Below are 11,999 nucleotides of genomic sequence, written 5' to 3' on the forward strand. Positions count from 1 at the left end.
CAGAGCAATATCGGGTCGCTCTTGGGTGCGCGACAGATAGTGCTGTGGCGAAAGGCAGGGAACCGGACCATTTCTGGCGGATTTATCTGGCTGAGCAGTCAGGTTGCCAACATGCCGTCGACCGCGATCCGGAGCACACAATACGATCCCGCGACCAGAATCCTCTCCGTCTGGTTCGTGCCGAGCGGCCATCGCTACGACTATGCGGACGTTGCCCCGGCAACCTATGCCGCTTTCAGGAAGGCTGCCTCGAAAGGCCGCTTCTTCAATGAATTCATCAGGGATCACTACAGCTACCGCCGCGTGGCATGACGCTGGCGGCAAGATCGTCTTTTGCGCAAACCTTTTCGTCCGACGCGCGTTGTTCTTCCTCGAAGCCGAGGAGACAGACATGCAGAGCAAGACAGCCAGCGAAGCCGCCAAGCAGCGTCGCATCCAGCGTGGCATCGATGCCAGGGACAAATCGAAAGGCAACGGCAAGGGCCAGCACGCCATGCAGGCCGGCGCCCGAAAATATCCGGAGCCACCCTTTCCCGAGCAACATCATCCCAAGCCGGGGGATGAATGGGCGATCGACCCGGCGCCGCTCTACGACGCGCCCTTCTATCTCGGATCGAAAAAACTCGAAGACAAAGTCGCTCTCATCACCGGCGGCGATTCCGGCATCGGCCGTTCGGTGGCGGTTCTGTTCGCGCGCGAGGGCGCTGACATTGCGATTGTCTATCTGGCCGAGGACAGGGATGCCAAGGCGACAAAATCCGCCGTCGAAGCGGAAGGACGGCGCTGTATCCTGGTGAAGGCAGACGTCAGCGAACGCGACCAATGCCGCAACGCGGTGGCGCAAACGGTCAAGGCATTCGGGCGCATCGACGTGCTGGTCAACAATGCGGCATTCCAGATTCATTCAAGCGAGTTCGCCGAACTGACCGAAGAGCATTTCGACACGACGCTGAAGACCAACCTCTACGGCTATTTCCATATGGCACAGGAAGCCGTGCCGCATATGAAGCCGGGCTCGGCCATCATCAACACCGGTTCGGTCACCGGCATAGACGGGTCGAAGGCGCTGGTCGACTACTCCATGACCAAGGGAGGCATCCATGCCTTCACCCGCGCCCTCTCCGGCAATCTTCTCGGCAAGGGCATCCGGGTGAACGCGGTTGCACCGGGTCCGGTATGGACCCCGCTCAACCCTTCGGACAAGGAAGCCGGTGACGTTTCGAAGTTCGGCGCGGATACACCGATGAAGCGGCCGGCGCAGCCGGAAGAACTCGCACCGGCCTATGTGTTTCTCGCCTCGCCGCATTGCTCGAGCTACATCACCGGCGAGATATTGCCCGTGGTCGGCGGCTACTGAGGTCAGTGCAATGTATTTCATCGCATTGGCGACGGACTACGACGGCACGCTGGCGCATGACGGGATCGTCTCGAAGAAGACTCTTGCCGCGCTGGAGCGGTTCAAGAAAAGCGGCCGCAAGCTCATTCTTGTGACCGGGCGCGAGCTGCCTGACCTCAAGCGCGTCTTTCCCGAGATCGGCCTGTTCGACAAGGTCGTCGCCGAGAACGGAGCGCTGATCTACACGCCGGCCAGTGAGGAAGAGCGGGTCATCTCACCATCGCCGGAAGCCGAATTCGTCTCCAGACTGAAGAAGCAGGGCGTCAAGCCGCTGTCGGTCGGCCGGTCGATCGTCGCGACCTGGGAGCCGCTTCAGGCCACGGTGCTCGAAACCATCAAGAAGATGGGGCTCGAACTCGAAATCATCTTCAACAAGGGCGCGGTGATGATCCTGCCGAGCGGCATCAACAAGGCCACCGGGCTGGCCGCGGCGCTGCAGGATCTCCGGCTGTCGCCACACAATGTGGTCGGTGTCGGCGACGCCGAGAACGACCATGCCTTCTTGAAGGCCTGCGGCTGCAGCGTCGCCGTCGACAATGCGATTCCCGCGGTCAAGACCACAGCGGATATGGTCACGCGTGGCGCACGCGGGAAAGGCGTGGAGGAGCTCATCGACAGGCTAATCAAACGCGATCACGACATCCTGCCAAGGCGGCATGACGGCATCGTGCTGGGCTCCGCCGGCGGCGACGATATCTATCTGTCGCCAACCGACACGGTCCTCATCGCCGGCAGCTCCGGCATTGGCAAGTCCACCCTGGCCACCGCGCTGACGGAACGCTTCGTCGAGAGCGGGTTTCAATTCTGCATCTTCGATCCCGAAGGCGATTATGACGGCCTCGAAGGCGCCGTGCGTCTGGGCGATGGCTCAAGCGCGCCGACCAAGGCGCAAGTGCTGGACCTCATCGAGAAAGCCGACAGCAATGTCGTCATCAATGGATTGGCGCTGCGCGTCAATGAACGCCCAGATTTCTTTGCTGACCTGCTGCCTGGCCTCGGCAGTTTTCGACGTCGAACGGCCAGGCCACACTGGCTCGTCATCGACGAAGCGCACCATCTTCTGCCCAAACGACGCGATGACACGCGCACGATCCTGTCCCTGGAATTGCCGGGCACGGTGCTGATCACAGTGCATCCCGAAGCGATCTCGACCGACGCGTTGCGCCTGGTGACCGCCATCATCGCCCTTGGCCCCAAGGCGAAGGATGTCGTCAAGGCCTACTGCAGCGAGACCGGCATCGACCCGCCCAAGGACATGGCCCCGCCCAAGGGCGAGCGCGTGCTGTTCTGGCGACCGCAGAAACGCAAGAAGATCGCCGTGGTCAAGGTCATCGAGCCGCGTCAATCCCTTAAGCGGCACAGCCGCAAATATGCCGAGGGGCAACTCGACGAGGCGGGCAGTTTCTATTTCCACGGCCCCGACGATGCGATGAACCTCAGGGCCCATAATCTGATGATTTTCGCTCAGATCGCCGAGGGCATCGACGACAGGACCTGGGAGTTCCACCTGCGTGCCGGCGACTATTCCAAATGGTTCCGCAACCAGATCAGAGACAAGGATCTGGCGCGCGAAACCGCCGAGGCGGAGAACGATAAAAAGCTCTCCGCCGAGGAGAGCCGCAAGCATGTGCTGGAAGCAGTGCGCCGCCGCTACACGGCTCCCGCCACGGCACCGGAAGACTAGCGCGCAACGTGTCGCTCCGCCTGTCCATGAGCCTTTCAGGCATCGGTTGGAACTCACCCGGCGGCTTCACGTTCAGACCCTGTTCAACAGGAGATACGGCCATGCCACGAGGCGACAAATCGAAATACACCGACAAGCAGGAACGCAAAGCCGACCACATTGCGGAAGGCTATGAGAAGCGCGGCGTCTCCGAGAAGGAGGCCGAACGCCGCGCCTGGGCGACCGTCAACAAGGATGATGGCGGCGGCAAGAAAGAAGGCGGCTCCGGGCGCGGCAAGCACACCGGCCACCCGGCGGCACACAAGGGCGGCAAAAGCGGCGGCAAGGCGTCAGCCGCACGCCCAGCTGCAAGTCGGTCGGAATCGGCGAGGAAGGCCGCGGCAACGCGCAAGCGGAATGCCGAGCACCATGCCCATTGACGTCGACAAACACCCTTTGGTCTGTCCTGAAAGACCAACATGATGAGGGCACAGGCATGAAATCGCGGCTCGACAGCGAGGCCGGTGGACAGCGAACATTTGTCGTGGTGCTCGACCCCGGCGAAGAAGCATTCGCCGCGCTGACCGCCTTCGCGATCGACCAAGGAGTCGACAGTGCTTCCCTGACAGCGATCGGCGCCTTTGAAAGAGCGATCGTGGGCTGGTTCGACCCCAATGCGAAGACCTACCGCAAGATCCCGATCGACGAACAATGCGAAGTTCCGAGCGCCATCGGCGATGTGGCGCTGGGCGATGACGGCAAGCCCAACCTCCACGTTCATACGGTGTTGGGATTGAGCGACGGCACGACCCGGGGTGGACACCTGCTTCAGGCCATGGTGCGACCGACGCTGGAAGTGACCCTGGTGGAGGCGCCCGGCCATCTGCGCCGTAGCAGGCGTCCGGAATTGGGCGTTGCGTTGATCGATCTGGACGGTTGATTTCGAGCCCGACTGCGGAGTTCAGCCTGCCCCTGTCATGCCTTGTCCGGCGGCGGCTCCCAGCCAAAGACACTGCGGCCGCCAAGCAGGTGCGACTGGTCGAATTCGCCGGCAACGATTTCCTTCAGGCTGGGGCCGGTGACATATCGTTCGACCTGCCGCGACTGATCGTCGAGCCGCTTCAACGCGCCGATTTCCTCCTCGCGGCCAAGCCTGGCTTTCTGCACAGCCGACTTCAGCACGCCGATCGTCTCATCATAGACCTTGAGCGGAACGGGGAACGGGTGCCTGTCCTTGCCGCCATGGGCGATTGAAAACCGGCCCGGATCCGAAAACCGGCACGGCGCGCCATGCACCACTTCGGCGACCAGCGCCAGCGCGCGCACCGTGCGCGCGCCCACGCCAGGAACCAGAAGAAGTTCGGAGAAATCCGCCGGGCCGCGTTCGGCGGCGGCGGCCATGTTTCCATGCAGGCGGCGCATGACGATATCGCTTTCGCGCACATCATGGTGAGCCGGCATGATCAGATGCGGCAGCATCGGCTGTTCGGGAGCCGCCGCTGTGCCGGCATCCAGGGCAGCGAATTCGCGCAGGATGCGGTCCGGGCCGAGATCCTGGAGCAGGTCCAGCTGTCCCTGGCGCGAGGCCTCGGCACGATGGTCGGTCAGGTTGACGATCTCGCCCTGGTTGGCGCCCTCGATGGCGGCGTGCGGCTGATCGACGAAACTCTTCAAACCTTCGGACAGCCAATGGTAGCGGCGCGCCACCTTGCTGTCGCCGTTCATGCCTTGCTGCACCACCACCCAGTCGCCGTCATCGGTGACGATGAAGCCGTGCAGATAGAGGTCGAACCCATCCTGGACGGCGGCACTGTCCACCTTGGCGACAAGCCGGCTGACGCTTGCCAGGCGGGTTCCGTCGAAGCCGATGCGCTCGCCGATGGCGGCCAACTCATGCGGGGTTTTGCGCGAGTGGGCGCCACGGCCCCCGCAGACATGAATGCCGAGTTCGCCCGACAGCGGCGTCAGACCGCGCTTCAAGGCGCCGACGACGCTGGTCGTGATGCCGGACGAGTGCCAGTCCATGCCCATGACGGCACCGAAGGACTGGAACCAGAAGGGATGCGCCAGACGCCGCAGCAGCTCGTTGCGACCATAATGATGGATGATCGCCTCGCACATCACGGCGCCAAGGCGCGTCATGCGGTCGCCGAGCCACTTCGGCACGCGTCCGCCGTGAAGTGGAAGATCAGCACTGCCCGATCGTTGCGCCAATTCCGTTGCCTGTTCCGATCTCTGTCTTGTCTCGACAGATAGGTATCCGAGCCCGCGCGAAGAAGCACCTGATGCTTCGGCCTCCTCGACGCCTGGTGACATTCAAGTCCAGTTCGAAAGAACCGTCTCCATCTCGACCGTCTCGACCTGCTGCGCGAAACGTTGGTGATAGACGGTGAGCAGGGCGTCATGCGTTGCATCGGAAGAACTGCACAGCGCGTCCGTGACGAGAACGACACGGTAGCCGAAATCGATGGCGCCGAGCACCGTGGCCAGTACGCACACGTCGGTTTCACCGCCGGTGATGACCAGCGTATCGATCTCGTGTTCCATCAGAAAGGCTCGCAGACGGCCTTCAAACCAGGGCGAATAAATATGCTTGTCGATGACCGCCGCCGGCGGACAGCAAGCAGCCAATGACGGCAACAGCTCGACCATTTCCGGGCCGATATTGTCGATCGCCATCGAAGACCAGCGCTCATAGTAGCGCTTCCATGCCCCGACACCCTGCCCCGCCCTCTGCGCGGGAAGGAAGCGCGTGAAGACCGTCTGTTCTGCCCGTCTTTCAACGAGCCTCTCAATCTGAGGGAGGACACGCGTGATCCAGGGCGTCGCCCACGGCGACGGTTCCGCGAACAGCCGCTGCATATCCACGCAGACATGCATGCAGCCGTGACCCAACGGCCCATATGCCAAGCCCGGCACCGACATCAAAGAATGTCCGGCTGGTGGTGTCTTCTCATGGACTTCTCCCATTGCTGCCCAGGACACGGGAACGCCATAAGCCAGGACTCGTTCCTGGTGGACCGGCGGCAACCAACGCGATTGGTCGACGCGTTCAGCCTGTGGATCGCCGCTCAGCCCGACCTACGATGCATCGCCCAACCAAGGTAGCGATGCATGTCGGCACGTTCGACGATCCGGCCTCGTTACAGCCCCACTACAATTATGGATCAAGCCAGCGGCTTATCTGGGTTTGCTGCGGAATAGACCTGCCGCACCACGACACTGAAGAACGACGGTTGAGCCTACCTCACCACGCGTTTCTCGAGCTTGCGGGCCAAAGTGCGCCGATGCAGGCCGAGCCGGCGCGCGGTTTCGGAGATGTTGAAGCCGGTCTCGACGAGCGTCTCGTGGATACGCTCCCATTCGAGGTTCTTGATCGAGGTGGGACGATTGCTGACGGAAACCGAGACATCGCCCTCGGCCCGGCCGAAGGCGGCTTCGATATCGTCGGTGTTGGCGGGCTTGGCCAGATAATGACATGCGCCAAGCTTGATCGCCTCGACCGCCGTGGCGATGCTGGCGAAGCCGGTCAGCACGACGATCCTCATCGAAGCGTCGCGGGCGCTGAGCAGTTTCACGCATTCCAACCCCGAGCCGCCGGCGCCAAGCTTGAGATCGACGACGGCGTAGGAAGGAACCGCCGTTTCGAGGGCGCCGAGCAACTCTTCCCTGCCGTGGCAGACCACGACGTCGTAGTCGCGCTTTTCGAAGGAGCGTTTCAGCGTCTTCGCGAAGGTGGTGTCGTCCTCGACGATAAACAGGGATCGATCAGGCCTCATGATCATCTCCATCGGTCAGCGCCGCGAGCGGCAACGAGAGCGTAACACAGGCGCCCTGCTCGATGTTGCGCGCCGAAAAGTCACCTCCCAGCTTTCGGACCACGTTGACGACGAGGAAAAGGCCAAGGCCGCCGCCGGGTCGTCCCTTGCTCGACATATAGGGCTGGCCGAGCGCGGCCAGAATACCCTCGTCAAAGCCCGGCCCGCGGTCACGCACCGAAATCACCAGTTTCTCGCCCTGCCGCCCGGCGGCGACGCCGACCCAATCCTGCGATGCCTCCAGAGCATTGTCGAACACATTGAAGATGACCTGCTTCAGCGCCGTGTCGGAGACGATCTGCTCGTCAGGTTCGAAATCGTTCTTGTACTCCAGATTGAGCGGCTGGCGGCTGACCCGCCATTCCTGGACCAGATCGTCGAGGAAATGGCGGATGCTGGTGCGGATCGTGCCCTCGCCCCGTGCCTGCCCCGACGACATCAATATGCCCGAGACGATGCTTTTGCAGCGCTCGATCTGCGCCTGCATCTCGGCGACGTCCCCGGCCAATTCGCGGTTGCGGGTAACGCTGCGCATCTGGCGCCAGTCGGACAAGATGACAGAGATGGTCGACAGCGGCGTGCCCAACTCATGCGCGGCACCGGAGGCCAGCAAGCCCATGCGCACGATGTGGTCCTCCTCGGCCGAGTGCTGGCGCAGATCGGCGAGATAGGCATCGCGTTCGCGCAGATTGCGGTTGATGCGCGTCATGAAGATGACGATCAGGCCGGCCGCCAGCACGAAGCAGATGAACATGCCCCTGATATGCAGGGCCAGCAGGTCGCTGCCGCCGTGATGCGGGATGGCGATCGGCTGGAACTGGAAGGTGAGGAAGACGAAGCAGGCGGAGGCGGCCGCCACCAGGCTCCAGGTGGACCAGGGCGTCAAAAGCGCGGCGCCAAGCGTGATCTGCAAGAGATAGAGCGACACGAACGGGTTCGAGGCACCGCCACTGAGGTAAAGCTGCGTCGTCAGCGCCGCCATGTCGAAGATGAGCGCGACGAACAGCTGCGCGTTGCTGATCGGCCGCTGGCCGCGCAAAGCGAGCAGGCTGAAGATGTTCAGCCCAACCAGGAAAACCACCACCCCGGCCATCTCCCCCAGTGGCAGCGGGATGTCGAACCAGTATTGCGTCACCAGGATGGTGAGCACCTGACCCGCCACCGCCAGCCAACGCAGTTGGATGAGCAGGAGCAGGTTTTTTCTGTTCGCCGCGTCGGGATCCGAGGCCGTGCCGCCGTTGCCCGCAAGCGATGCGGTCGCGAAGGATTTGTCGTTGCGAAGCGTATGCGTCGGGGCGCTCATCGTGCCGGTCCTTGCCGCTGGCGGGCGCCGATCATCGGCGCGGCCAAGGCCGCGGCAAGCATCGCAGCGAGCGTGAACCAGGTCAAAGCATAGACGAGGTGGCTGTTGCGGAAAGTCACGACCGTCAGGCCGCCGCGCGGCCAGCCCGCGGATGCTTCCGCATCGACGAAATAAGGGGCGATGTCGTTCGTCAAGCCGCGCGCGGCTGCGATGGCGACGACGTCGCGCGAATACCAGCGATTGCCCGCCGCATCGTTGCTGCGCAGGAAGCCGCCCCGGGGCTCGCTCATGCGCAACAGGCCGTCAATGACGGTCGACGAGCCGAGGCCGCCGCTCTCTTGTTCGAACTCGGCCTTGCGCCCCTGTGGGATGAAGCCGCGGTTGACCAGCACGACGAAGCCACGGTCTGTCCGCATCGGCGTCAGCACCCAATAGCCGCCGCCAAGCTCCGTCACCGCCTGCACGAGCGTGTTCTTGCCGCCCAAAAACCGTCCGGCCAATCGCACATGGCTATACTCGTCGCCGGCCGCGGTCATGCCACCCCATGTCGCCGGACCCGGCGCATCGACAACCGGCGCATGGATGCGCTGGTCGACGCGGGCGATCAGGTCGAGCTTCCAGACCCGCCTTTCCAGCTGCCAAATGCCGAGCCCAAGGAACACCGCCACGCCGACGAGCCCGAGCAATGCGAGAAAAAGCCGCGACGCGGACGACCTGCCGGCATCCTTTCCTGGCGCGGCGGGCAAGCTGATGCCGGCCTGTCCGATCCTTACTTCGGCAGTGGTCCTCCCCGCGCCCGGCGCCGGGCTCATGGCATCTCGCGCATGTCGTGAACCCCCGGCATCATGTTGGCGTTGAGGTGGTACATCACCCAGAGCGAGCCAGTCAGCACGATGACGACCAGGATCAGCGTGAAGATCAGCGCCAGCATCGACCATCCGCCTTCCGAGGCGGTGTTCATGTGCAGGAAGAAAACCATGTGGACGACGATCTGCACCACCGCGAAAGCCATGATGACGATGGCCGTGGCCTGCTTGTTGTCGATGGCGCCGCTCATGACCAGCCAGAACGGAATGGCGGTCAGGATCACCGACAGGACGAAGCCGATCAGATAGCCCTTGAACGATCCATGCGCGGCGCCGCCATGGGCGTGGCCGTGGCCTTCGGCGTGATCATGAGCGCTCATCGCAACATCCCCATCAGGTAGACGAAGGTGAAGACGCCGATCCAGACGACGTCGAGGAAATGCCAGAACATCGAGAGGCACATCAGCCGGCGGCGATTGGCCTCGATGAGGCCGAACCGGGCGACCTGAGTCATCAGCGTCACCAGCCAGACGATGCCGAAGGTGACGTGCAGGCCGTGCGTTCCGACCAGCGTGAAGAAAGACGACAGGAAGGCGCTGCGCTGTGGTGTCGCGCCTTCGTGGATCATGTGGGCGAATTCGTAGAGTTCGATCGACAGGAAGGCCAGGCCGAACAGGCCGGTCACGGCAAGCCACGCTTGCGTCGCCGCGACGCGGCCTTTGTCCATGGTCAGCATGGCAAAGCCATAGGTGATCGAGGACAAGAGCAGCATGGTGGTGTTGACCGCCACCAGATCGAGATCGAACAGGTCCTTCGGCGCGGGTCCCGCCGCGTAATTGCCGCCGAGCACGCCATAGGCCGCGAACAGCATGGCGAAGATCAGGCAGTCGCTCATCAGATAGAGCCAGAAGCCGAGCATGGTGCTGCTGCCTTCGGCATGCGCATGCTCTTCTTCCAGGTGGAAGACCGGTCCGGTGCCGGCCGTGGTTACACTCGAAGCCATGCTCAAACCCTAGCCCTGGGCGGCGAGGAGCGTCGTCCTCGCCTCCTCCGTCTGCGTGACCTCGGCAGCCGGAATGTGGAAATCGCGGTGATAGTTGAAGGTGTGGCCGATCGCGGTGGCGATCAGGCAGACGAAGCTCAGCGCCGCCAGCCACCAGATGTACCAGATCAGGCCGAAGCCGAGCGCGACGCTGAAGGCGGCCAGGACGACGCCGGTGCCGGTATTGCTGGGCATATGGATCGGCTTGAAGCCGGAGAGCGGCCTGGCGTAGCCGGCCTTCTTCATGTCCCACCAGGCATCGTTGTCGCGCACCACAGGCGTGAAGGCGAAGTTGTAGGCGGGCGGCGGCGAAGAGGTCGACCATTCGAGCGTGCGGCCGTCCCAGGGATCGCCGGTCGGATCGGTCAAGGCCTCGCGCTTGCGGATGGAGACGAAGATCTGGATCAGGAAGGCAGCGATGCCGGCAGCGATCAGCACCGCGCCGAAGGCGGCGATGACGAACCAGATCTGCAGCGAGGGATCGTCGAAGACACGCATGCGGCGCGTCACGCCCATCAGGCCGAGTATGTAGAGCGGCATGAAGGCGAACCAGAAGCCGACCACCCAGCACCAGAACGACACCTTGCCCCAGAACGGATCGAGCTTGAAGCCGAAGGCCTTGGGCCACCAGTAGGCGATGCCGGCGAACAGGCCGAACAGCACGCCGCCGATGATGACATTGTGGAAATGCGCGATCAGGAACAGGCTGTTGTGCAGCACGAAATCCGCCGGCGGCACGGCAAGCAGCACGCCGGTCATGCCGCCGACGACGAAGGTGAGCATGAAGGCCATCGTCCACATCATCGGCAGTTCGAAGCGGATGCGGCCGCGATACATGGTGAACAGCCAGTTGAATATCTTCGCTCCCGTCGGGATCGAGATGATCATCGTGGTGATGCCGAAGAAGGAATTGACGCTGGCGCCGGAGCCCATGGTGAAGAAATGGTGCAGCCAGACCAGGTAGGATAGGATGGTGATGACCACCGTGGCGTAGACCATCGAGGTGTAGCCGAACAGGCGCTTGCCGGAGAAGGTGGAAGTGACCTCGGAAAAGACGCCGAACAGCGGCAGGATAAGAATGTAGACTTCCGGGTGACCCCATATCCAGATGAGGTTCACATACATCATCGGGTTGCCGCCGAAGTCGTTGGTGAAGAAGTTGGTGCCGACATACCGGTCGAGCGCCAGCAGCGAGAGCACGGCCGTCAGCACTGGGAAGGACGCCACGATCAGTACGTTGGTGCAGAGCGACGTCCAGGTGAAGACAGGCATGCGCATCATCGTCATGCCGGGGGCGCGCATCTTGATGATCGTGCAGATCAGGTTGATGCCCGACAGCGTGGTGCCGACGCCCGCCACCTGCAGCGCCCAGATGTAATAATCGACGCCGACGTCAGGACTGTAGCCGATGCCGGAGAGCGGCGGATAGGCGAGCCAGCCGGTGCGGGCGAATTCGCCGACGAACAGCGAGGCCATGACCAGGATGGCGCCGCCGACCGTCATCCAGAAGCTGAAATTGTTGAGGAACGGGAAGGAGACATCGCGCGCGCCGATCTGCAGCGGCACGACGAAGTTCATCAGCCCGGTGACGAAGGGCATCGCCACGAAGAAGATCATGATCACGCCGTGCGCGGTGAAGATCTGGTCGTAGTGATGCGAATTGAGGTAGCCCTCGGAGCCATTGAAGGCGATGGCCTGCTGCAGGCGCATCATGATGGCGTCGGAGAAGCCGCGCAGCAGCATGACGAGACCGAGCACCATGTACATGATGCCGATCTTCTTGTGGTCGACGCTGGTGAACCACTCGCGCCACAGGTAGCCCCACAGCTTGAAATAGGTGATGACGCCGAAAAGGGCGATGCCACCGAGCGCCACCGCGACGAAGGTGGCGACGACGATCGGCTCATGCAGCGGCAGCGAGTCTAAGGTGAGACGGCCGAAAATGAATTTGGTCAGCGTATCGGGCATCGG

General features: G+C 62.8%; 13 protein-coding genes. 5 read left to right on the forward strand and 8 right to left on the reverse strand.

Annotated features, from left to right (window positions below):
- Positions 1-111 precede the first annotated feature (111 nt).
- From JG747_RS29350 to JG747_RS29370, 5 genes are all read left to right on the forward strand, one after another.
- Positions 112-312 (forward strand): KTSC domain-containing protein, encoded by a 201-nt coding sequence (locus JG747_RS29350; RefSeq protein ID WP_027047184.1) that lies wholly within the window; start codon positions 112-114, stop codon positions 310-312.
- Positions 313-391: 79 nt separating this feature from the next.
- Positions 392-1,357: an SDR family oxidoreductase gene (locus JG747_RS29355; protein ID WP_027047185.1), complete on the forward strand. Its 966-nt coding sequence runs from the start codon at positions 392-394 to the stop codon at positions 1,355-1,357.
- Between the two features lie 10 nt (positions 1,358-1,367).
- Positions 1,368-3,080, forward strand: a complete 1,713-nt coding sequence (locus JG747_RS29360; protein WP_202360572.1) for an HAD-IIB family hydrolase — start codon at positions 1,368-1,370, stop codon at positions 3,078-3,080.
- Between the two features lie 101 nt (positions 3,081-3,181).
- Complete coding sequence (locus tag JG747_RS29365) at positions 3,182-3,499, forward strand: hypothetical protein (protein WP_019860061.1); 318 nt, start codon at positions 3,182-3,184, stop codon at positions 3,497-3,499.
- Between the two features lie 56 nt (positions 3,500-3,555).
- Entirely contained in the window at positions 3,556-3,999 is a 444-nt protein-coding gene (locus JG747_RS29370) for a PPC domain-containing DNA-binding protein (protein ID WP_202360573.1), read from the forward strand.
- Between the two features lie 35 nt (positions 4,000-4,034).
- On the opposite strand, the gene JG747_RS29375 is transcribed toward JG747_RS29370, so the two are convergent.
- The 8 genes from JG747_RS29375 to cyoB all read right to left on the reverse strand — a co-directional run bounded on the left by JG747_RS29375 (position 4,035) and on the right by cyoB (position 11,996).
- Entirely contained in the window at positions 4,035-5,273 is a 1,239-nt protein-coding gene (locus JG747_RS29375) for a DUF763 domain-containing protein (RefSeq protein WP_202360574.1), read from the reverse strand.
- Positions 5,274-5,375: 102 nt separating this feature from the next.
- A complete protein-coding gene (locus JG747_RS29380; RefSeq protein WP_027047187.1) occupies positions 5,376-5,984 on the reverse strand; it encodes a cysteine hydrolase family protein in 609 nt (202 codons plus the stop codon).
- 317 nt (positions 5,985-6,301) lie between these two features.
- Positions 6,302-6,838 (reverse strand): response regulator transcription factor, encoded by a 537-nt coding sequence (locus JG747_RS29385; RefSeq protein ID WP_202360575.1) that lies wholly within the window; start codon positions 6,836-6,838, stop codon positions 6,302-6,304.
- Positions 6,828-8,180, reverse strand: a complete 1,353-nt coding sequence (locus tag JG747_RS29390) for an ATP-binding protein (RefSeq protein ID WP_202360576.1) — start codon at positions 8,178-8,180, stop codon at positions 6,828-6,830. The genes JG747_RS29385 and JG747_RS29390 overlap by 11 nt, the downstream gene beginning before the upstream one ends.
- Positions 8,177-8,992 (reverse strand): SURF1 family protein, encoded by an 816-nt coding sequence (locus JG747_RS29395; protein ID WP_244748264.1) that lies wholly within the window; start codon positions 8,990-8,992, stop codon positions 8,177-8,179. Before JG747_RS29395 ends, JG747_RS29390 begins: the two co-directional genes overlap by 4 nt.
- Positions 8,989-9,366 carry a cytochrome o ubiquinol oxidase subunit IV gene (cyoD, locus tag JG747_RS29400; RefSeq protein ID WP_019860069.1) on the reverse strand — a complete coding sequence of 126 codons (378 nt, stop codon included), beginning with the start codon at positions 9,364-9,366 and terminating at the stop codon, positions 8,989-8,991. The genes JG747_RS29395 and cyoD overlap by 4 nt, the downstream gene beginning before the upstream one ends.
- Positions 9,363-9,989, reverse strand: coding sequence for a cytochrome o ubiquinol oxidase subunit III (gene cyoC, locus JG747_RS29405; RefSeq protein ID WP_019860070.1), 627 nt, complete (start codon positions 9,987-9,989; stop codon positions 9,363-9,365). The genes cyoD and cyoC overlap by 4 nt, the downstream gene beginning before the upstream one ends.
- 9 nt (positions 9,990-9,998) lie before the next feature.
- Positions 9,999-11,996, reverse strand: a complete 1,998-nt coding sequence (gene cyoB / locus JG747_RS29410; RefSeq protein WP_019860071.1) for a cytochrome o ubiquinol oxidase subunit I — start codon at positions 11,994-11,996, stop codon at positions 9,999-10,001.
- Positions 11,997-11,999 lie beyond the last annotated feature (3 nt).

The organism is Mesorhizobium sp. 131-3-5 (assembly GCF_016756575.1).
Classification (GTDB): Bacteria; Pseudomonadota; Alphaproteobacteria; order Rhizobiales; family Rhizobiaceae; genus Mesorhizobium; species Mesorhizobium jarvisii.